This window comes from Ectothiorhodospira magna, from assembly GCF_900110965.1.
GTDB classification, from domain to species: Bacteria; Pseudomonadota; Gammaproteobacteria; order Ectothiorhodospirales; family Ectothiorhodospiraceae; genus Ectothiorhodospira; species Ectothiorhodospira magna.
The window spans coordinates 67116-88888 of the sequence record NZ_FOFO01000012.1; the positions used below are offsets into that span (position 1 = coordinate 67116).

23 protein-coding genes are annotated in these 21773 nt (G+C 56.7%); 11 read left to right on the plus strand and 12 right to left on the minus strand.

Annotated elements, in window-relative coordinates; genetic code table 11:
- Positions 1-19: 19 nt before the first annotated feature.
- From BMX62_RS06385 to BMX62_RS06395, 3 genes are all read right to left on the minus strand, one after another.
- The gene (locus tag BMX62_RS06385) at positions 20-868 is read right to left on the minus strand and encodes an ABC transporter permease (RefSeq protein WP_090206122.1); all 849 of its coding nucleotides are present in this window, start codon (positions 866-868) and stop codon (positions 20-22) included.
- Complete coding sequence (locus BMX62_RS06390) at positions 858-2039, minus strand: quaternary amine ABC transporter ATP-binding protein (protein ID WP_238375888.1); 1182 nt, start codon at positions 2037-2039, stop codon at positions 858-860. Before BMX62_RS06390 ends, BMX62_RS06385 begins: the two co-directional genes overlap by 11 nt.
- A gap of 198 nt (positions 2040-2237) precedes the next feature.
- Entirely contained in the window at positions 2238-4226 is a 1989-nt protein-coding gene (locus BMX62_RS06395; protein WP_090206127.1) for a BCCT family transporter, read from the minus strand.
- Positions 4227-4407: 181 nt separating this feature from the next.
- Here BMX62_RS06395 and pyrE point away from each other — a divergent pair, with 181 nt between their 5' ends.
- Together pyrE and BMX62_RS06405 are read left to right on the plus strand one after the other, a co-directional pair.
- The gene (pyrE, locus tag BMX62_RS06400; protein WP_090206130.1) at positions 4408-5049 is read left to right on the plus strand and encodes an orotate phosphoribosyltransferase; all 642 of its coding nucleotides are present in this window, start codon (positions 4408-4410) and stop codon (positions 5047-5049) included.
- A gap of 63 nt (positions 5050-5112) precedes the next feature.
- Positions 5113-5757 (plus strand): DUF4124 domain-containing protein, encoded by a 645-nt coding sequence (locus BMX62_RS06405; RefSeq protein WP_238375884.1) that lies wholly within the window; start codon positions 5113-5115, stop codon positions 5755-5757.
- An 8-nt stretch (positions 5758-5765) separates the two neighbouring features.
- On the opposite strand, the gene argB is transcribed toward BMX62_RS06405, so the two are convergent.
- From argB to coaBC, 4 genes are read right to left on the minus strand one after another with little or no spacing between them, the layout of a single operon-like run.
- A complete protein-coding gene (gene argB / locus BMX62_RS06410; protein WP_202906219.1) occupies positions 5766-6671 on the minus strand; it encodes an acetylglutamate kinase in 906 nt (301 codons plus the stop codon).
- A 55-nt stretch (positions 6672-6726) separates the two neighbouring features.
- Positions 6727-8112, minus strand: coding sequence for a phosphomannomutase/phosphoglucomutase (locus BMX62_RS06415; protein ID WP_090206133.1), 1386 nt, complete (start codon positions 8110-8112; stop codon positions 6727-6729).
- Between the two features lie 57 nt (positions 8113-8169).
- Entirely contained in the window at positions 8170-8625 is a 456-nt protein-coding gene (gene dut, locus BMX62_RS06420) for a dUTP diphosphatase (protein WP_090206136.1), read from the minus strand.
- Positions 8597-9862: a bifunctional phosphopantothenoylcysteine decarboxylase/phosphopantothenate--cysteine ligase CoaBC gene (gene coaBC, locus BMX62_RS06425; protein WP_090206139.1), complete on the minus strand. Its 1266-nt coding sequence runs from the start codon at positions 9860-9862 to the stop codon at positions 8597-8599. The genes dut and coaBC overlap by 29 nt, the downstream gene beginning before the upstream one ends.
- Positions 9863-10210: 348 nt before the next feature.
- On the opposite strand from coaBC, the gene BMX62_RS12640 reads away from it, so the two are divergent.
- The 7 genes from BMX62_RS12640 to BMX62_RS06455 all read left to right on the plus strand — a co-directional run bounded on the left by BMX62_RS12640 (position 10211) and on the right by BMX62_RS06455 (position 16573).
- Entirely contained in the window at positions 10211-10681 is a 471-nt protein-coding gene (locus tag BMX62_RS12640; protein ID WP_143339667.1) for a hypothetical protein, read from the plus strand.
- A gap of 263 nt (positions 10682-10944) precedes the next feature.
- A complete protein-coding gene (locus BMX62_RS12645) occupies positions 10945-11481 on the plus strand; it encodes a hypothetical protein (protein WP_143339668.1) in 537 nt (178 codons plus the stop codon).
- A 20-nt stretch (positions 11482-11501) separates the two neighbouring features.
- Positions 11502-12530: a helix-turn-helix transcriptional regulator gene (locus BMX62_RS06435; protein WP_090206145.1), complete on the plus strand. Its 1029-nt coding sequence runs from the start codon at positions 11502-11504 to the stop codon at positions 12528-12530.
- 97 nt (positions 12531-12627) lie between these two features.
- Positions 12628-13398 (plus strand): hypothetical protein, encoded by a 771-nt coding sequence (locus BMX62_RS06440; RefSeq protein ID WP_090206148.1) that lies wholly within the window; start codon positions 12628-12630, stop codon positions 13396-13398.
- A gap of 12 nt (positions 13399-13410) precedes the next feature.
- The gene (locus BMX62_RS06445) at positions 13411-14067 is read left to right on the plus strand and encodes a hypothetical protein (RefSeq protein ID WP_090206150.1); all 657 of its coding nucleotides are present in this window, start codon (positions 13411-13413) and stop codon (positions 14065-14067) included.
- Positions 14068-14284: 217 nt separating this feature from the next.
- Complete coding sequence (locus BMX62_RS06450; protein WP_143339669.1) at positions 14285-15001, plus strand: hypothetical protein; 717 nt, start codon at positions 14285-14287, stop codon at positions 14999-15001.
- A gap of 336 nt (positions 15002-15337) precedes the next feature.
- Complete coding sequence (locus BMX62_RS06455) at positions 15338-16573, plus strand: PQQ-dependent sugar dehydrogenase (RefSeq protein WP_090206156.1); 1236 nt, start codon at positions 15338-15340, stop codon at positions 16571-16573.
- Between the two features lie 235 nt (positions 16574-16808).
- On the opposite strand, the gene BMX62_RS06460 is transcribed toward BMX62_RS06455, so the two are convergent.
- From BMX62_RS06460 to BMX62_RS06470, 4 genes are all read right to left on the minus strand, one after another.
- Positions 16809-17264 carry a hypothetical protein gene (locus BMX62_RS06460; RefSeq protein ID WP_238375885.1) on the minus strand — a complete coding sequence of 152 codons (456 nt, stop codon included), beginning with the start codon at positions 17262-17264 and terminating at the stop codon, positions 16809-16811.
- Positions 17261-17353, minus strand: coding sequence for an RRXRR domain-containing protein (locus BMX62_RS12650; protein WP_143339670.1), 93 nt, complete (start codon positions 17351-17353; stop codon positions 17261-17263). Before BMX62_RS12650 ends, BMX62_RS06460 begins: the two co-directional genes overlap by 4 nt.
- Before the next feature lie 324 nt (positions 17354-17677).
- Positions 17678-19555 (minus strand): Lnb N-terminal periplasmic domain-containing protein, encoded by a 1878-nt coding sequence (locus BMX62_RS06465; RefSeq protein WP_090206159.1) that lies wholly within the window; start codon positions 19553-19555, stop codon positions 17678-17680.
- Positions 19556-19620: 65 nt separating this feature from the next.
- Complete coding sequence (locus BMX62_RS06470) at positions 19621-20115, minus strand: DUF3015 family protein (protein ID WP_090206162.1); 495 nt, start codon at positions 20113-20115, stop codon at positions 19621-19623.
- Between the two features lie 418 nt (positions 20116-20533).
- On the opposite strand from BMX62_RS06470, the gene BMX62_RS13370 reads away from it, so the two are divergent.
- On the plus strand, positions 20534-20719 hold the full coding sequence (locus BMX62_RS13370) for a transposase (RefSeq protein WP_202906220.1): 186 nt from the start codon (positions 20534-20536) through the stop codon (positions 20717-20719).
- Between the two features lie 203 nt (positions 20720-20922).
- Here BMX62_RS13370 and BMX62_RS13375 read toward each other — a convergent pair whose 3' ends face one another.
- A complete protein-coding gene (locus BMX62_RS13375; RefSeq protein ID WP_420795811.1) occupies positions 20923-21069 on the minus strand; it encodes a type II toxin-antitoxin system PrlF family antitoxin in 147 nt (48 codons plus the stop codon).
- Between the two features lie 426 nt (positions 21070-21495).
- Here BMX62_RS13375 and BMX62_RS06490 point away from each other — a divergent pair.
- A partial coding sequence (locus tag BMX62_RS06490; RefSeq protein ID WP_238375887.1) for an Rpn family recombination-promoting nuclease/putative transposase occupies positions 21496-21773 on the plus strand: 278 nt, incomplete at its 3' end.

Genomic DNA, 21773 nt, shown 5'->3' on the forward strand with positions numbered 1-21773 from the left:
ACGGAAACACCCTCCCCGGCTAAGGTCCGCTTTTGCGGCCAATGCGCTGGGTCACCCGGTCCAGAATCATCGCCAGGATCACGATGGCAATACCCGCCTCAAAACCATTGCCCGGCTGCAGGCGCTGAATCGCCCGCCAGACTTCCCCGCCCAGACCACCAGCACCGATCATGGCAGCGATCACCACCATGGACAGGGCCAGCATGATGGTCTGGTTGATGCCCGCCATGATGGTGGGCACCGCCAGCGGCAGCTGCACCTTGAACAGCTTCTGCCGCCGGCTGGCACCAAAGGCATCCGCGGCCTCCACCAGTTCCCTGGGCACCTGACGGATGCCCAGGATGGTGAGACGGATGGCCGGCGGCATGGAAAAGATCACGGTGGCAAACATGGCCGATACCTGGCCCAGACCGAAGAAGGGAATCGCCGGGATCAGATAGACGAAGGCCGGCATGGTCTGCATGAAGTCGAGCACCGGCATGGTGGCCCGGTGGAAACGCTCCGAGAGTCCGCCCAGAATGCCGATGGGCAAGGCAATGGCCACCGCCACCGCCGTGGCGAACAGCACCAGGGTGAGGGTCTCGATGGTGGCCTGCCAGAGTTGCAGATTCCATAAAAACAGCAGACCGGCCGCGGTGCCGATGGCCACCCGCCGCCCCGCCGCCAACCAGGCAACGCCGGCAAAGATCAGAATCACTAGCCAGGGAGGCGGAAAGGTCAACAGCAACACCACACCGTCCACACCGTCGCCCAGCACGTTACTGATGGCCCGGGTCAGACCGGAAAAGGTGTCGGTCAGCCAGTCCAGGCCATCGTCGATGTAATCCGCCAGGGGAAACTTGCCGAAAAAAGGAAAATCATGACTCATGGGCGTCTTCACTGGTTTTGTCCAAGGCGGGGACGGTGGTTGCCGTGGTCGTCTGGTCCGATTGACCGGCCGCCAGAGCCGCCAGCACGTTGCTCTTGACGATGGTGCCCAGCAGGCGCCCGGCCTCGTCCACCACCGCCACTGGAATGCGGCTGTCCGCCAGCATGGCAATCAGGGTGCTGACCGGCTCCTCCGGGGCCACCGTCTGATGATCCCGCTGGACATGGGGAGCAATCTGCCGATCCCCCTGCTCAATCGCCCTGCCCACATCATCTGCCCACACATAGCCCTCCAGGGTACCGTCCTGCTGGACCACAAACAGGCTGTAGAAGCTCTCCTTTTCCATTTTGTGCAGGGCAGTGCGAGGGCCGTCCGTGGGCAGGGCCAACACCCTGGCATCACGCATGATCCCGCCAGCGGTGAGGATCTGGGTCTTGTCCACATCCTCGACGAAACGCTCCACATAGCGGCTGGCCGGGGAACTGAGAATGTCCTCCGCGGTGCCGATCTGAACCACCCGGCCATCCTTCATCAGTACGATGCGGTCCCCAAGGCGGAGGGCCTCGTCCAGATCATGGGTGATGAACACAATGGTCTTTTTCACCCTGGCCTGCAGATTGATCAGCTCCTGCTGCATATCCCGGCGGATCAGCGGGTCCAACGCGCTGAAGGCTTCGTCCATGAGCAGGATGTCCGGATCCACGGCCAGCGCCCGGGCCAGACCCACCCGTTGCTGCATCCCCCCGGAGAGTTGGGATGGAAAAGCCTGCTCCCATCCCTCCAGCCCCACCAACTGCAGGGCCTGGATAGCCCGCTGTTCCCGCTCATCCTGGCCCATGCCACAGATCTCCAGCCCGAAGGCGGTGTTCTGCAGGATGGTGCGATGGGGAAACAGGGCGAAATTCTGGAACACCATGCCGAACTTGCGCCGCCGCAGCGACAGCAGGGCCTTGTTGCTCAGTTCGGTGATGTCTTCTCCATCAATCAACACCTGTCCCGCCGTCGGCTCGATCAGCCGGTTAAGGCAGCGAATCAGGGTGGATTTGCCGCAACCACTCAACCCCATCACCACCAGGATCTCCCCTTGCGCCACATCAAAGCTGACATCGGCAATACCCAGGGTCAGTCCGGTACGTTGCTGGATTTCCTTACGGTCGTGTCCCTCCTCCATGAGTTTCAAGGCCAGGTGCGGCGGATCGCCGAAGACCTTGGTGAGGTTTTTGACTGCAATCTTGGGTTGCTGCAAGGCTACTTGTCCTGTCTTCGTTCGCCCGGGGGCGGATCGGTGTCAGTGTCTGGCGCTGGACATCACCCCCACTGCAAAAGAAAAGGGGCCGGGATCGGTTGGACCCACGGCCCCATCATGGGATCAGCGCACCGCGCTGAGGAAATGCATGTGACGCTCGTAATGCTCCAGCACGTCATTGATGATGGCGTCCTTGCTCCAGCCCATGACGTCGTAGTCCTGGCCGCCCTCGCTCAGATGCACTTCCGCATGGTAGTACTTGAGGGCCTCGGCCCGCTGGGCGCGGGTGTCCCGCATGACGAAGGTGGGCGGTTCATAGGCCCGGGGCCGCACGGAATAAAAGAAATCGATCTCATCCCCATGGCGAACCTCCACCCAGCAGCGCCCGTCTTCCCCCAGCCCGGTCTGGGCGTCCAGATTCTGCTTGCGCAACTCTTCGGCCACCGCTTCCAGAGCCGGCTTCACCGCCTCCTGGATATAGCGCAGCACCTCGTTGCGACGGGGCTGATGCACGATGGCCCGCAACCGGGACTGCCAGGTCAGGGGAGAATGAGGGCCAATGGGCGAAACCCTGGCCTCCCGCAGACTGATCCGCTTCATGGTATCGATGCGCAAGGCCCTGAGCAGTCCCCAGCACATGAAGCACATGATGATGGTGAACGGTAGCGCACTGGCAATGGTGGCGGTCTGCAGGGCCGCCAGGCCGCCGGCGATGAGCAGGGCCGCCGCCACGATCCCCTCGATCACGGCCCAGAAAATGCGCTGCCAGGTGGGGGATTCCTCCTTGCCGCCGGAGGTGAGGATGTCCACCACCAGGGAACCGGAGTCGGAGGATGTGACAAAGAAGGTCACCACCAGCAAGGTCGCCACCAGAGCCATGATGGAGGACAGGGGCAGATGCTCGAAGAACTGGAACAGGGCCACCGAGGTGTCCGCCGCCACCGCGTCCGACAACTCGGTGATACCCTGCACCATGATCATGTGCAGGGCGGTGTTGCCAAAGAAGGTCATCCACATGATGGTGAAGCCCACCGGCACCAGCAACACGCCAAAGGTGAATTCACGGATGGTGCGCCCCCGGGAGACCCGTGCGATGAACATGCCCACGAAGGGCGCCCAGGCAATCCACCAGCCCCAGTAGAACAGGGTCCAGCCGCCGATCCACGAGGTGGGCTCGTAGGCGTACAGATTGAAGGTCATGGCGAACAGGTTGGAGACATAATTGCCGGTGTTCTGCACCAGGGTCTGCAACAGATAGACGGTGGGACCGGCCACCAGCACGAAGGCCAGCAAGCCCACCGCCAGAATCATGTTCAACACCGAGATCCGGCGGATGCCCCCATCCAGTCCCAGGCCCACGGACAGGGTGGCAATGGCGGTGATGACCACAATCAGGATGACCTGTACCGACACGGCATTGGGAATGTCGAACAGATAGTTCAGACCCGAGTTGATCTGAATGACGCCAAACCCCAGGGAAGTGGCAACCCCGAAGATGGTGCCCAGCACGGCAAAGGTGTCCACCGTGTGGCCGATGCCGCCGTGGATGCGGTCACCGATCAGCGGATACAGGGAGGAACGGATGGTCAGCGGCAGATTATGCCGGAAGGCAAAATAGGCCAGGGACAGGGCCACCACCGCATAGATGGCCCAGGCATGAACCCCCCAGTGGAAGAAGGTGATGCGCATGGACTGTCGCGCCGCCTCCACGGTTTCCGGGTCGCCCACCGGCGGACTGACGTAGTGCATCACCGGCTCGGCCACGCCGAAGAACATGAGGCCGATACCCATCCCGGCGGAAAACAGCATGGCGAACCAGGAGGCATAGCTGTAATCGGGCTGACTGTGATCCGGACCCAGCTTGATGTTGCCGTAGCTGGATACCGCCACCCCGATCATGAAAACCACGAAACCGGCCACCGCCAGCACATAAAACCAGCCAACGGAGTCGGAAATCCAGCCCTGCACGGCACTGAAGACGGTGCCTGCCGTCTCGGTGAAAATGGCGGCAAACAGCACGAAGGCCAGGGTGAGGACCGCAGAGGTGATGAACACCGGTGGGTTCATCAGGATCCGTGGGGAACGGGCCGAAGACGCACTCTGTTCGGTCATATTACCTCCCTTCGTGGGCTGAATCATTGAATTTCAGCGGAAAGCAGACCTTCCGCCGCCTTTTTTCACGCTAACATGAAACCTTGCGGCAATGCGAACCGGCTAAAAACAGCCATGTTGCCAAACCCTGAGCCACTCACCCTGCTTGTGCCCTCCCACAGGACGTTGTAATTTTCCGACCATGAACACCTATCGCACCCAGTTTCTTCAGTTCTGCCTGGAACGCGGCGTCCTTCGCTTTGGTTCCTTCACCCTCAAATCCGGCCGCACCAGTCCCTATTTCTTCAATGCCGGCCTGTTCAACACCGGGCGGGATCTGGCCCACCTGGGGGGCTTCTATGCCCGTACCCTGGTGGAGTCGAACCCCCAGGTGGACATGCTCTTTGGCCCTGCCTACAAGGGCATCCCCCTGGTGGCCGCCACGGCCATGACCCTGGCCCGGGACCATGATCGGGATTACCCCTTTTGCTTCAATCGCAAAGAAGCCAAGGATCATGGCGAGGGGGGCACCCTGGTGGGTGCGCCCTTGTCCGGTCGTGTCATGATCGTGGATGACGTGATCACCGCCGGCACCGCCATCCGCGAATCCGTGGACATCATCCGGGCCGCCGGCGCGGAACCCGCCGATGTGCTGATCGCGCTGGATCGGCAAGAACGGGGACGCGGCGAACTGTCCGCCATCCAGGAGGTGGAACGGGATTACGGTCTGCAGGTCCACGCCATTGCGTCCCTGTCGGACCTGATCGTCTTTTTGGAAGACCTGCCGGACATGGCGCAGCATCGCGCTGCCGTGCAGGCCTATCGAGACGCTTTTGGCATTTAGCCGGCCAGACACCCAAACAGGCCGGCAATCGCCAAATTTTTAAGGGGATGACACATGTCCGGCATGTCCTTGACCACCGCCATCACCCCGATCCTGATGGCTGCACTGGCCGTCGCAGCCATCAGCCCGGCCAATGGGCAAGTCTATCGCTGGGAGGATGAGCGGGGTCAGACCCATATCAGCGATGTCCCCCCGCCCTACAGCACCCGTTATGACCGGGAGATCATCGACCGCCGGGGTTTGGTGATTCAACGTCTGGAACGGGCCAAAACAGCAGAGGAAATCGCCGCAGAACAGGCGGAGCAGGCCCGTCAGGATGCCCTGTCACAGGCCCGGGCCGAACAGGCCAGAGCGGATTGGATTTTGCTGCAATCCTTTGGTTCGGAACAGGAACTGCTACATGCCAGGGATGACCGCATCAGCCTGATTGACGCCAATATCAGCATCACCCAGGAAAAGCTGGACAACCTGCACGATCAGGTTCGGCAACTGGAAGCCCGCATCCAGCCCCAGATCGCCGCAGGCCAACCGGCCCCGGAAGGGGCAACAGAACAACTGGACTCCCTGGGTCGCCAGATTCGGCTACAGGCACAGTATCTGGAACAACGCAGCCAGGAACGGGACAGGGTGACCGCCCGGTTTGAACAGGATCTGATCCGGTTCCGGGCATTGCGTCAACCCCCCCCTGAAGCCCCGCCGCCGCGCTGAAATCAGCATCAGCCCCGGATCAAAGTACCCACCCCTTTGTCCGTGAGCAATTCCAGCATCACCGCATGGGGCACCCGACCATCAATGATATGGGCTGTTTTGACACCGGATTTCACCGCATCCAGGGCGCACTGGATTTTAGGGATCATGCCGCCATGGATCACACCATCCACAATCAGCTCGTCCACCTGTCGGGCCGTCAAACCGGTAAGCAGGTGGCCCGCCTCATCCAGCACCCCTGCCGTATTGGTGAGCAAAATCAACTTCTCCGCCCCCAGCACCGTGGCCATCTTGCCCGCCACCAGATCAGCATTGATGTTGTAGGCCGCCCCGTCCTCGCCCACGCCCACCGGCGCGATCACGGGAATGAAGGCCCCTGAATCCAGCATGTGTACCACCGCAGGATCAATGGAAGCCACCTCCCCCACATGGCCCAGGTCGATGATCTCAGAGGCTTCCGGGTCTTCACCGATACGGCGATGACTCATGCGCCGGGCACGGATCAGCCCGCCGTCCTTGCCGGTCAGTCCCACTGCGCGGCCACCGAATTGATTGATAAGACTGACAATTTCCTTGTTAACCAGGCCACCCAGCACCATCTGCACCACATCCATGGTTTCCCGATCTGTCACCCGCAGGCCGTCCACAAAACGGGATTCCTTGCCCAACTGACTGAGCATTCTGCCAATCTGAGGTCCACCACCGTGGACCACCACCGGATTAAGACCCACCTGTTTGAGCAGCACGATATCCCGGGCAAAGCCGCGCTTGAGGGCCTCGTCCACCATGGCGTTGCCGCCATACTTGATCACCAGTGTCTTGCCGGAAAAACGCTGGATATAGGGCAGTGCCTCGGTCAGAACCCGGGCAATGGTCTGGGGGCTGGTGTGATCCATGGCGGTATGTTCAGACATTACGGGAAGTCTCCGGTTGCAGACCGGGCTGATTCTAACAGGGCAGCGGGGAAATCTAGAACGGCAGTTCCAGTTCCGGGTCCACCGCCAGCAGACGTTCCCGGAACAGGGCCTGGATCCGGGCCAGGGCCTGGGGACTGGCCCCCTCGAAGCGCAAGGTCAGGCAGGGGGTGGTGTTGGAGGCCCGCACCAACCCCCAGCCATCGTCAAAATCCACCCGCAGGCCATCGATGCGATTCACTCGGGCGCCTTCCGGGTCCGGCTCGGACAGGAAACGGGCCATGAAGGCGCCATGACCCTCTTCCCCGCCCGGCGTCACCAGCAGCTCCGGGGTATGACACCCCTGGGGCAGTGCATCAAAGACCTGTGCCGCTGACCGGTCATCCCGGGCGAGATACTCCAGCAACCTCGCCCCGGCATAAATCGCATCATCCACCCCAAGCCAGCGATCCCGGAAAAAGACATGACCGCTCATCTCTCCCGCCAGCAGGGCACCGATCTCTTCCATGCGTGCCTTGAGCAGGGAATGGCCGGTGCGCCACATCTCCGGCACCCCGCCCAGGGCGCGTATCCGCTGGGCCAGATGGTGGGAACATTTCACATCGAACACCACCGGGGTACCGGGATGCCGGGCCAGCACATCGGCGGCAAAACACATCATCAGGCGATCCGGCCACTGGATGCGCCCCTGACCATCGACAACCCCGAGGCGATCCCCATCCCCGTCAAAGGCCAGCCCCAGATCCAGTCCACCGGACTGCACGGCCCGCCGCAGATCCTCCAGGTTTTCCGGCCGCGATGGATCGGGATGATGGTGGGGAAAATGCCCATCCACATCGCAATACAGGGGAATCACCTCACAGCCCAGGCGCTGGAAAACCTCGGGTGCCACCACTGCGGCGGCACCATGACCGCAATCCACCGCCACCCGCAGGGGGCGATCCAGGTGAATATCGGCGCAGAGTTCGTTCAGGTAATCACCACAGACTTTTGCAGTCTCCAGGGTACCTCCTGGGGCAACGGGCAGACGCCCCTCGTCAATCCGGCGCCGTAGACGCTGCACCGTCTCCTGATGCAGGGTGCGCCCCGCCAGCATGAGCTTGAAACCGTTATAGGCCGGAGGATTGTGGCTGCCGGTGACCATGATGCCGTTGCCATCGGCTTGCCGGAGTGCGGCGTAATAGGTCACCGGCGTGGGCAGGCAACCCAGCCGGATTACCCGCAATCCCGACGCCAGCAGCCCTTCGATCAGGGCGGATTCCAGTTCGGGGCTCGACAACCGGCCGTCACGGCCAACCGCTACCCGGGCCACCTCCAGTTCGCGGGCCTCGGCACCGTAGGCACGGCCAATGGCCCGGGCGGTATCCGGATTGAGGCGTTCACCCACCACGCCGCGGATGTCATAGGCCCGGAAGATGCCGGGGTCCACACTCATGCTCATCAGCTGTTCCCCTGCATGTGACGGTGCTCCCGGTATGTCCTGCCTGTGTCTTGGGGGCTAAGCCTTGCCCGAGGACCCGAACCCGCCGCTGCCCCGCTGGGTCGCCTCGAAGTCATCCACCAGCTGGAATTGGGCCTGCACCACCGGCACCACCACCAACTGGGCAATACGCTCGCCGGGGTGGATGACAAACGGCTCCGCCCCCCGGTTCCAGCAGGAGACCATGAGCGGTCCCTGATAGTCGGAATCGATGAGGCCGACAAGATTTCCCAGGACAATGCCGTGTTTATGGCCCAGACCAGACCGGGGCAGGATCATGGCCGCCAGACCGGGGTCTGCCAGGTGCATGGCGATGCCGGTGGGAATCAGGTGGGTTTCTCCCGGTCCCAGGGTCAAAGGGACATCCAGGCAGGCCCGCAGGTCCATGCCGGCGGAACCGGATGTGGCCGGCTCCGGCAAGGGGAAGTCCGTGCCGACACGGGGGTCAAGAATCTTGATCTGAATGGCATGCATGATGTTGATGATCGATTGTTGGATGGGAACAGGGATGGGAGGCGCGACAGCCCCCATGATGTCGGGCAATCAGCGCCACCAGCTCACGGGCCAGTTGCAACTTGGGCTGCTGCGGCAGGGACAGGGAACCTCCTCGCCAGAACACCTTCAAGGCATTGTCCGCCACATCGAACCCGCGCCCACCGGAAACATCATTGGCGGCGATCATGTCCAGCCCCTTGGCTTCGAGCTTGCCCCGGGCATAGGTGTCCAGATCATCGGTTTCCGCCGCGAATCCCACCGTGAACGGACCGTCCGGCAAGGCCGCTACCGCCGCCAGGATATCCGGGTTCTTCACCAGGGTCAGTGGCAACTCATCCGCCTGTTTCTTGATCTTGCGCGGTGCCGGCTGGGCCATGCGGTAATCCGCCACCGCTGCCGTGGCAATGAACAGATCCGTCCCGGCGGCCCTGGCCATGACGGCCTCGTACATCTGCAAGGCCGTTTCCACATCCACCCGGGTCACACCAGGGGGGGTATCCAGGTGTACCGGACCACTCACCAGACAAACCTGAGCACCGGCCTCCGCCGCCGCCGCCGCCACCGCAAAGCCCATGCGCCCGGAGCTTCGGTTAGTGAGATAACGCACCGGGTCCAGAGGCTCCCGGGTGGGACCGGCGGTGACCATCACCCGTACCCCTGCCAGCGCACCGACGGCAAACAGACCTTCCACCGCCGTGACGATCTGCCCCGGCTCCAGCATGCGCCCCTCCCCCATCTCGCCGCAGGCCTGATAACCGGCACCGGGACCGAACAGACGGACGCCCCGCGCCGTCAGGGTCCGCACGTTGGCCTGAGTCGCGGCATTGGCCCACATGACCCGGTTCATGGCCGGGGCCAGGCAGACGGGGGCCTCGGCGGCCAGGCAGAGGGTGGTCAACAGGTCATCGGCCATGCCCTGGGCCAGTCGGGCCATGACATTGGCGGTGGCCGGGGCAATGAGCACGGCATCGGCCCAGCGGGCCAGACTGATGTGATCCATGCCCGCCTCGGCCTCGGCGTCGAACAGAGCCGTGCGCACGGGATGGCCGGACAGGGCCTGGAAGGTGAGCGGGGCCACGAACTCGGTGGCGTGAGGGGTCATCACCACCCGGACCTCGGCACCGGCATCCATCAGCCGCCGGGTGAGCTCGCAGGCCTTGTAAGCGGCAATGCCGCCGGAAACGCCCAGAAGGATATGTTTGCCTGTCAGTGACATGGGAAGAGTCTACGGAAAAACCGGAGAATCCAGAAGCATTTTGCCGTGTTCTGGTGGCATGGCTTTGCATCCTCGGCTGAGTTGCCAAACCCAGGGTCGCACAAGTCGGCCATTTTGATCCCGTGCTCCCGCCAGACTCAGCGCATGATCAGCCCTGTTTGTACCAGAACAGTCATGAGCAGTCACGGGATGCTGCTCATGGCCCCGACTGGCCATACCAGCGGCACAAATTCACGGACGGAAGGATGAAATACGACGCTGTATGTCGCATGAGCGTGAAAGAATAATATCGTCATGAAAATCATGACGGAGACGTTTTAAAAGTCATGTGCAACAAGGAGACGACTCATGGTGACTTCAATCAATCAAAACGTCGCAAGTGGAATCTGTGAAATTACTTTTTTTCTTACGGAATTATATGAACATATAGGGAAAAGCGATTCACTGGTTGCAAGGAGTGAAAGTTTTGGAGGATACAAGAAAACTGAAGAAGAAGATCGGTACTTCTTTATTTCCTTTAACGTAAGAAAACTACCAAGAAGAGGTGATGTAATCAATATTGGTGCTTACGGCTACGGCGATATGCAAAACGCCGAAAACGCCTGCATCTACATCGAACAGTTGAGTAATGACACGAAACTATGGGATCGACTGAAAAATCAATTTCCTGCCCCCATCAATCAAGTGGTTGAAGATGATGATTCGTGGTGGATCGCATTGGAATGGCCCCATGGCATAGGTGCTGACGCTGCCACCATTGAAGCATCAGCCAAAGAAATTGGGGATAAAATCATCGCTGCACTTCTGTCAGATGATTAATCTCCCGAAATAAAACCCATTGACTGCGGGAACCAATGTTCCCGCAGTCAATGGACTCATATTATATTTTCAAAGCCTTGTCACTATACCCTGCCAAAAGAGATGGGGAAGTTCACTACCCACTCCCAGGTTAGTCATGCCACAGTACGACGCGATATGTCGCATGCATGTGTCACACTTACCATGGTTACCAAGAAGTAGCTCGTCGAGACTGGTCACGCGCTGTTTCAGTGGCTCCCCCTGATGATGAGGTCAACACGCTCATGAATAAAAAAATAATTTTTACTCTTTCAATAGCGTTTTTACTACTGCTGGCGGCTGGTTGTAGCGCCAAGCCACCGGGCTGCTCCGATGCTGAAGTGATTGCCACAGCTGAGTTACTGATTTACCAAGACATTCATGACGATCTAGGCGTCTTGCCTGGTGCTTCGCTCCATCCAAACCAGAAAGGTCAAGGGTACTTTAATATCCGCATCAGTGAAATCCGAACGGCAGGGATTGATGAGTCAATAAACAAGATTTATTGCGCTGCCACCCTTAACATTTCACCCGCCGATGCAGTTCTCGCAGTCTATCATAAAGAAGGTATTGACTGGCCTCAGATTCTGCGCAGTCGAATCACTTATGGCGCCGCCAGGGTGAATCATCACGGTGTTCATGAAGCCACCATTTATTCTGTGCAGAAAATGGATGACAATCAGCATTTTTATGTACAATTTGAAGAAGGAGGTATGGATGCAATCATTGCAGCCAAAGAGTTTGCCGTGCTAACCGAAATCATACGGCTCAATTCACGCTGATTAATGGGAGATCAAGGAGAATGCGTGATGAAACCCTGTATCGGTACCTGATGATTCTGCAACTGCTACCCCGTCATCCTGCTACCATTACCGCAAAAGAAATCACCCAAAAACTGGAGAGTCAAGGGTTCACAAAGGTATCTCAACGGACAATTGAACGAAACCTGGCATCCCTTTCCCGACATTTTAACATCATCGTCATGGATGAAGACAGCAAGCCATTTCAATGGTGCTGGCAGGCAGATGCCAAAGCTTTTCAGATTCCGGGCCTGAATACCACCGCTGCACTGATTACACTGATGGCCTGGGAATACCTTCGTATCATTTTGCCAGATAGCCAAATGGAAGAGATAAAGACGCTCCAGGAACAGGCCAGAGCAAGCCTTGAGCAGGCACCTCATCCATGGCAGAGTTCAATGCATGATATTGATCAGTGGGTGCGCCAAAAGACTGCCGTCATTGATGTGCATCCACTCCAACCCGCCCGTTCTGTCAACCTGGATGTCATCAAGGCGGTTCACGAGGCGCTGTTTCGTGATCGCCTGCTGAAAATTGATTACCGCAAGGCACTGGCCGCCGAGTCAAAAGAATCACTTGTCACCCCGCTGGCACTGGTGATGCGGGGACAGGTGACCTATCTGGTAGTGCATTATGACGGCTACGATGAACCACGCATACTCGCCCTGCAGCGTATCGAAAGAGCCGAGGTACAGGACCAGGCTGGTCAACGGGGTGACTTTGATCTTGAGCGCTACCTGGCTGGACACCATTTCGAGTTTGGGGATTATGGTGAAATTGAACTGGAGCTTTGGGTATCTGAGTTCATGACCCAGATTCTGAGAGAGACACCACTGAACGAGACACAGCGCATTTTTCCCGACCCCGATGATCCGGATAGTTATCTGCTCACCGCACGAATACGGGACACACTGACCCTGCGACAATGGATACGGTCACAGGGGGCGGATATCGTGGTCCTTGGGCCAGAACAAACCCGTCAAGCCATTGCCGAGGAAGTGATGATCTTGAATGAGTGTTACTCATCCTGAGTTCACCCGATCCGTTACACCAGCCGCACGGACCACCTTGCCCGTGGAGCCAGGTCGGACAGGAAAGACAGCGGATCAATAGCCAAAGGAGACTGCCGTGCTGCATGCCATCGCACAACGTAAATCCCGGATATACCGGCGGTATATGGGCCATAAGGATGATAATGATGAAAAACGTGTCGCCGCCGAGGACGAAATCACCGCGCTGATCCTCGGTCCGCTGAAATTTCTCACCCCCGAGGAACGCGCCCGGTTCTGGCATCACCTGTTGATTCGGTGTGGGGCGAACGCACTGCCTCCGAAGGAGCCAGAAGATGTCCACATGGAGCTGTGGAAGCGATTTTCCGGCATTGAAAGGAAAGTTGAGCCGGACTTGATGGTTTACCTGAGATACCCGGACCAGACGATTCCGGTGATTGTTGAACTCAAGTGGCGAGCCCCCCTCAGTGGTAATGATCAACTGCATCTCCAGTGGGAACATTGCCTTGATGAGCAGGGCAGAAAAACCGGGTTTCACCTCTTCATTGCACCGGAGACCAGTGCCGCTTCTGCTGCCATGTCATCTCAAGAGCATGGCAACCCCTGGCAGGGTCGTCTTCTGGCGGTGGACTGGGCCTCCATCAAGGACGTACTGCTACGCGGTGGTATTTTCAAAACCACCGAGGCCAAGGATTGGGCAAACAACGTCTGCCTGACCCTGGAGAGGATCGGCATCCGGGCCTTCAGAGGCTTTACTGGTCTTCCCGTCACCTCAATCCCTGCCCCATTCTATGGCAATGTTTTCTGGGGTGGAGTTCAAGGCTGGACCCATATTGCCTATACCCCGGTCCCCACTATCAAGCCTGTTGTATTCTTTTCTTCACCGTGAGGAGATACTGTCATGAATGACATTGAAAAACAGTCCATTGGCGAGGCCATTTACAACAGTGTCCGACTGATATCAAAAGTAGGAGCAGAAATTGAAGCCTTGGCCACTATCATGAAGAATGAGGTGGATCAGGCAATTGCCGACGGATCGCTGGGCGACAATATCAAGATTATTGAAAAATGGGAATCTGATTGCTGGTACGATGACAATGATTGGGTCGTATACCATTACAAGTTTTGGATTGGCATCTCCCCAAAGAACAGGCGTTCAAAAGCCGAACGATATTTATATATTGAATTCACGCTTGACCCGGAAACCGCGTATGAAGGAGAACTCATATGCAAAGAACCCAGCATAGAAATTTCCCTTTGGGATGAGGTATTTGATGGGGCTGAGGATTGTGATCTTCAAGCACAGGTCCTGCGAAACTTTGCCCCTGATGCACGAAGATGGACGGACCAATGCTGGATTTACTCCATTTACCTCACCAGCGTTAACAACGTACATGATGTCAAAAGAAAAATCATCGAACCCATTGCCAAATTGCTCAAGAACAATGACCCGGTAGCAGCGGGACTGACCAGGCTTGACGGGGTGGTTCACTATGAGAAAAAGCAGATGGATGGTGAGACCAAATATATCGCATTGGGACGCCAACCTACGCCCTGATCATCGGAAGCGAAGTATTGCTTGAATGAATGACCATGCATCGGCTCCATCGGCGCTTCATTGCAGGCGCAAACCCATCAAGGAAGCACGAGAAAAGCCGATGCATACCAGACCAGTGATCATAAAATTTGGGGTTACTTGTGAGCTATCGTTTTTCCGGGAGAATGGGTTCTGGAATTGCCGGGCGAGGATGTACCCCCATACACGGAGGTGATATTTGACAAAAAAATCCTGGCTCTATATTGACGCGGATAACCAACCCCCTGCGCTCGCACCCTCCGCCATCCGCTTTCTTGCAAACATCGGGCAACCGGCAGAGCGGGCAGTGATCGCAGGAAATGATGCTGGGCGGCGTGTGATGGACTGGGAAAACGCCTTGCGCGATACCAATTCTTTGGTAGATATCCTCCCCCACATTGTACCCACACGCAAGCAATCCGCTGATGTTGTTCTCCTGTTTGAGATGGCCCGCTTCTATCACACGCCGACGGATGAGAAGCCGCTGATCATGATCCTTTCACGGGATGATTTACTGGTGGCGGCAGCTGAACTACTGTCAGCAAAAGGTCATTCCGTACTGATCGCCCTCGGTGCTACCATACCTCCCCCCGTTGCAACAATTCCCGTGGTGATTCTACCAGTTGATGCGCCAGAAAAGATTGGTGATTCTGCAATCATCAAGACTACCTCGAACGACCCGGAATGTCTCGATTCTGCCGTACTGCAAAACGCCACCCGCGCCATCCGCCATCATCTTGGTGCCCATGAGAAAGGAACCGGCTATCCGGCGTCGGCTGTGGGGCAGGTGCTAAGCAAACTCGGCCATGACAAGGCCATGCGAATGCGCATTTTGGCTACAATCTCGGAAGTCAAGACCGATGAGTCTGGCATACGAAAAGTATGGCTAAAGAAACCTTACTCTGATAACAGATAACTGCTACTCCTCACCTCCTTGGTCGGAGATTGAATCAAGGGAACTTCTGAAAAATAATACTAAATTTCGCTTATCAGATAATCATCGAACCATCTTCTCTGAGCATTGCACCAAGAATATTCTGAACACGTCATTCCCGCGCAAGCGGGAATCCAGCCATACCCCGGACGCCGGGACTCCCGCTTTTACGGGAGTGAGTCTGACAGACAGAATAGACTGTGACTGATAAAATCGACTCCAGCTACACGAGACAGACGACATTAAAACTTGTTCAGCGCTTCTCAAGCAACCTTATGTCCATAGCCTGCTCGAAAAAATAAATACCGGAGGTTCATTGTGATCAAAGACAGCACTTTGCCGCCACTGATACTGGTGCTCACCACGACCATGCTGGTGAGTGGCTGTAAATTGTCCAGCAACTCCAGCGAAAAAGACAGGACAGAGACGGAAACACCCGACAAAAACGGTATACAGATGGAAATCGTCGCCACTGGTTTACAGCACCCCTGGGGAATGACCTTCCTGCCAAATAACGATGACCACATGCTGGTCACTGAACGTCCAGGACGCCTGCTATTGGTCGATCGGCAAACCGGCGAAACCACCTTGGTGACCGGTACACCAGAAGTGGCCGCAGTGGGGCAGGGTGGATTGCTCGATGTGGCTGTGTACCCGGATTACGGTCCGGGACAAGAGTGGATCTATCTCACATGGGCCGGCGCTAACCAGGATGGCACGGGGTATGCAACCCACGTTGGGCGTGGTCGCCTGGTGGATGATGATGGCCCGCAACTGGTGGGATTCGAGGTTCTATACGTGGCCACGCCATTTGCACCGGGTACCGGGCATTTTGGATCACGACTCATTTTCGACGCCAATTGGCACTTGTACATAACAGTTGGCGACCGACGCGAGCGTGACGCAGCCCAGGATCTCCAAAGTCATTGGGGCAAGACACTGCGTCTTGAGCGTGATGGCTCCATCCCTGTGGATAACCCCTTTGTGGACGATCCATACGCCCTTGACGCTATTTACACTTATGGCCATCGCAATGCCCAGGGCATGGCTATAGACCCCGCCACTGGTCAAATCTGGCAGAATGAGCACGGAGAACAAGACGGCGACGAAATCAACATTATTGACCAGGCAGGCGGCAACTACGGCTGGCCCATAGCTACCTGCAGCCGTGAGTACCAAACCGGCGAACCAATCGGTGACCTTCCCCAGGACAACCCGAATACCGTAAACCCTGTGTTTTGCTGGGATGGCAGCGAATATGACGACGGCCAGAAAGGGTTTGCACCTTCAGGGATGGCGTTCTTCGACGGTGTACATTTCGATCAGTGGGAAATTTTTCCCGGTTGGGAGCGTGGCGACCTGCTCATGGGTAATCTGGCGCACCGCTACCTTGGTCGTTTCTCTCGCCATGATCGCAATATCATTCATGAGGAACGCCTGCTGCGAGACCATAACTGGCGAATCCGCGACGTCGCCGTGGATCCGGTTCAAGGGCATGTCTATCTACTCATCGATGCGAACGATGCGCCGCTTGTGCGCTTGCATCCAACTTGAAGGAAGATTCCTGCACAAGAAGACTGTCTCACTTTGGTGGGTTCCTGCCCCGATACTGCCCAAGAAGATGGTTGGGTTATAGCATGGGAGGCATAGGCCTCATCGGCGATCACTGCATAATAGTCCTGAGCCAGCTTGAGGCGCTTGTCCAAAGTATCAAACACTTTTTCATCATTTTGCGCGAGAAACCCCGTCCTTCAGGGCGGGGAGAGATAGCGCATCGTGCGCAGCACGATTACGCGGCCCTGGTCGCGTCCTCCTGTATGGGTTTGGGTTGAAAGGCATAGCCATAGCCATCAGCTCTTTGTAGCAGGCGGCAATGGCGGTGTGAAATCCCCTGAACCACACCCTCTCGGGTCTGGATATTGAAACTGCCGGTGGCGCGAATGGCCACCCGGCCCTGATAGGTGCCGGCCTTTTTGCCGGTCGGTACGTTGGCCTGCACCAGATCTCCGGTCTGAAAGCCTTTTACCTGTTTTTGCCGCATCAGGTAGCCACGGGGAAAGCCAAAGCGATTGAGCCGGGTGCGCTGATAACTGCCCCGGCCCGTGGCCCGCACCGTCAAGGTGGGCACGTTCCAGTGGGTGATGGCAGTGACTGGCCCGACACAGGCCGCATCCAGGGCGTGGGTCTTGGGAATGCCCAATCGCTGTCGGTTGTATTTGGTGCGGCCACCCCTACTGGTGATCACCGGCAGGCCCGCTCCAGCAGCAACCGTGCCCGCTTCTCCGAGCAGGGCATCAGGGGCTTTTTCCTCTTGTCCAGTACCAAAACCGCCATTTCAAACCGCCCAAAACAGAACCCTTACGGGTCCAGTGACGTGGGGCTTGCGCCCCATCTCCCCTCGGGAATGTCTGCAACCGGCTCCCGCTGACGCGGCGGCTGGAACCTTCGGCGCTTTACCTTTCGCCAGCATGATCCCAGCCTTCCAGAGCGGCGGACTGAGGCAGCATCCGCCGGTGGGTCTTGACGACCTGTTGCAAACGTAGCGGGTTTTCACCGCTGACCCTGGTCAACCCGGCTTGCTCTCACAAGCCCCCGACTTCAGTCGGGGGTAGTTGACAGTGCCTGATCTGGATTTGCTGGTCGGCTTCTCCAATAAAATCAGAAATATCTGGAAAATCCAAATCTCATCTCACAGGCATGATCATCTCCTTCCAAACCTATGCGTAAGTCCAGATTATCTCCCAATGCCACCCGGTGCTGTAAAAGCCATCGTGTGCGCCGACCTGCATCTCCCTTTAGACTATCAGTATGAACCAGCTGAAGCAGACTACGCTGATTGCTGGTCCAGTTTCCAAGCATACCAAGCTGGACCAAAGGCGCTAAATACCCGTCTTTGTGATTCTCGCTTCTCAACTGTAATCCTCCCATAAAAAAAGGGAGGTAATGGCTAAATTGATAGGATTTTCCAGCCAGCAAAACTGCGTAGCTATCCAAGCAATCAGCGCAGTCAAATCGAGAACGCTCAATACCGGCAGAAGTATGCCAAACTACATTAGATAAAGCTGGAAGATGAACATTTCTCGCATGTAAATTAGTGACATGAAACAACTCTAGCTGACGTAATCGAACCCCACCATGGTCAAAATCCAACTCAGTACGTCCGATCTCTAGGGCTGCATTAGGCATGCGCGTGGAATTACTATCCATCAGATCATACTGTAGAAAGCGCAAAGTCAGACTAAAAACATTACCAATCTCATTATTATGAACAGCAGTTAAACGTATTAACGCCGGAGAAGTAACCTCATGCAGCGGCACTTGGTTATCAATCTTCAGAGAATCAGTCCCTGCTGGTAACTGCAAGCGGGCCTGGAGCAATTGACGATTGATTTCAGCCAGACCGGACTCATCTCCTGTCTGCATCAGGAAAGCCGCATGGCTCAACAGAGTATCTACTACAGCTGCTTGGCGCTCAGGTGCCAGATCATGATAAGACTCTGCTTGCAGATTGAGGGTACCAACCTTGGGCCATACTGCCCGGGCAACGGCCTGCTCATCTATGGAAAGCGCCTGATAGCGCCACTCGGTCTGCAGTCTCCGCGAAGGTACATGGCGTGTGCCTGCCAGCAACGGTCGTCCAGCTACCTCGGCTTTCCCAATGGCACGCACCAAGGTTTCCGGCGCCACCCAGGGCGCATGACCAGGAGTCAGATCATCGTTCACCACAAGCTCCAGAGTTCGAGCAATGCGTGAGGCACAGTTCTGGGTGAGAAAGAGATACTCGAAGCGCTGACCAGTTACTTCAAAAATATGCGCTAACAATAGTTTACGTTCTTCTTCAGGCAATGCGAGTCGATAGTGCCAGAGGTCGCGCATCTCACGCTCGGAATAAAGCGAAGTATTATGGTAGAACGGTGCACGAGAATATTCGGCCTCATATCCACCTAATAGACCCTTAGCCATGTAGGTCAAAAGACCGTCCGATGCTGGCACATCAGCGCCGAAGTTCAGGCTGGTATCAAGCAATCGTATAAATGTCATACCCTGATCTGCACTATCCTGTGCCAGATGCAGCATAAGATGTCCAAAGAAAGAAGCAGGATTTCCCAAATAACCCGAAGCAAACATCAGCCCCACCTCGGCGCCAGCATGCTCCTGCTGCCATGCCTCCCACTCGGGGCACTCCGCCTCAGACCATTGCTCATCTATCATGTGGCTTAACCACAAGGCTCGGGCTGGAAAACGGCAACTGGCATGAGGCTCACCTTCGACAACAGGAGCTCTCAATCTAGCCAATGTCGCAGTCAGTTCAGCCAAAGGATCATTTTTACCCGTCGGAGCCAAAAAAAAACCATCATCCAGTACTGCACTGCGGGATCTGCCAAATAAGCTACCACGATCAAAATGCAGTAGTGATAGCCATTGGGGATGCTCGGCCAACGCGGCTTCATCGACCATGCTATAGGCTTCATCAGCCAAGCTATATCCTGAATACAAATACACTAATACCGATAGCGTCACCACGAGGCGTCGCATGGGGGGAGTCTTCCTTTCAATACTTTAAAGGGCCGGGAAATTTTATCCCGACCCAAAGAACGACTTTAGCCAGCGCAGACGACGGCAGCCTGATTCAAGCTGCTGTAGAACTGATATGCCTTATCCGCATGATCCTGATTGGTGAAACCCGTGCTGGAACTGGCTTGCTGAAGGTCAGATCTTAGCTGAGAAATTACAACTTGACTGGTCTTAATATCACAGCTCATCAGTTCAAGAGCAGTAGTGAGATACTCACCTTCACCCATCGCTGTTTCCATGATTAGCTGGTCATAAGTCTCATTGATAAACATGGCAACCTTAATCTCCTTACTGGAACATGTCTGAGGAGACAGGGTGGCAGAAGTCACAGCGGTGGAACCAGAGTCCCAGATTATATTTGAGATTGCAGCAGCAGTCGTATTATCATCAAAAATGGCAGCGCCAATACCACAGTGCTGCCAAGGATTGATTCCATCCCTGGTCTCTGCAGAGGCCATACTACCACCAAACATCAGCAAGCTCCCGGCCAGAGAGACTGCCATCAGGGTTTTAAATTTCATAATGATAATTCCTTCTTTCAGTTTACCGGCCTCGATTATTATTTATCGGGAGAGGCCAGAGACCCCCAATAATTTTTATCTTTGCCTTCGTTGGCATGAAGAAGATATGGATTTAATGAACTACCATCCCTAAACCGCCTTCGCGGTTGTAGGCATGGTTTCCGGCTTCGATGATCTGTGCGCTGGCGGGCTCGACCCGCTGACCCATTACCCTGCAGGATATTTTCCTGTGTGCGATTGAGATAGCAGTGAAAGCGGTGTCTATTCATGCCCATGGCTGTCATAGTCCCAAAAAAATCAGAAATCAGCAAGACGCAATCATGGAAAAACTGCCAAATCAAGTTCTCACGCCGTTTATGACATCAAGCTGCATATTGTTTTCGCAACCAAGTACTGCCGCTCATGCCTGCATGAGGAATTGACGGGCAGCGCCCGCCGCGCCCGCAATCGTTTTGCCGAGCACTTGGCGGTGTTTTATTGCAAACCGATGTTCTGGCATCGCGCTTATTGCATTGACTCTGTCGGTGGAGCATCCCTGGAGACGGTTCGGGTCTGTGTGGAATCGCAACAAGGCACCAAACCTCTCAAAAGAAACCCCGCTTGACCCCCTCCTGGCTCACGCCTAGCAGGGAGAACGTTCACTGCATTCAGAGTCCTTGACACTATGGCTGCGCCGCTGCCGCCCTTGCCATGATTCCTGCCCTGCATCCGCGTTGACGCCTTCTGCGCCTTGGACAGGAGACGATCCCAATCATCGGGGGGATACCCCCGCTGTCCAGCATCCTGCGGAACACCCGGTAGGCGTCGTCACTGCTCTCGCAAGCGCGTTTGCTGTCCTTCATCGTCTGCCGAAAGAGCGGCATCGAGATCGATTTCGACGCCATCAACCAGCGACTGAAGCCTTTCCGCAAGCCCTGCATCCACTGCCTGCAGGCGCTCGGGGTGACTGACCATGTCGTGGACCAGGAAGGTCAGGAACTGTCCGAGCACCGGGTCGTCGCCTTCGGAGACTTCGTGTGCGTCAACACCACCTCGCCACTGGGGAAAATGCTGTAATGCAATCGCATTACTCGATCAATGCAAAGGCATTACCCGTGAGCCGCGCCCTTGGTTTTGAAGTGGCCGCAGGCGATCTTGAGGTTGGGGAAATACGGCAGCGAGACCTGTTCCGGCATACGGCACAATCCTGGGCACGCTATTCAGGCCCCAAAAACGAGTTCTGCCCTCTGCGCCCGCGCCAGTCCAGCCCTTCACGGCCCACCAAAATCCATCAGAACAGCCCATGAACAGTGTGATATCACCAGCCCCGGATACGTTTTCATTCGAGGATCTCGACGCACCTTTGCGGTATCCTCATCATGGCCTTTTTCATAACACCGGATGACCAGACCACCTATCTCCATGACCCATCACGACAACAGCTACAAGCTACTCTTTTCTCACCCACGCATGGTTCGCGACCTGCTGACCGGCTTCGTCAAGGAAGCCTGGGTGGAACAGCTCGATTTCACCAGTCTGGAGAAGGTCAGCGGCTCCTATGTGACCGACGAACTGCGCGATCGTGAGGATGACATCATCTGGCGCATCCGCTGGGGAAAGGACTGGCTCTATGTGTACCTGCTGCTGGAATTTCAAAGCAGCGTGGACCGGTTCATGGC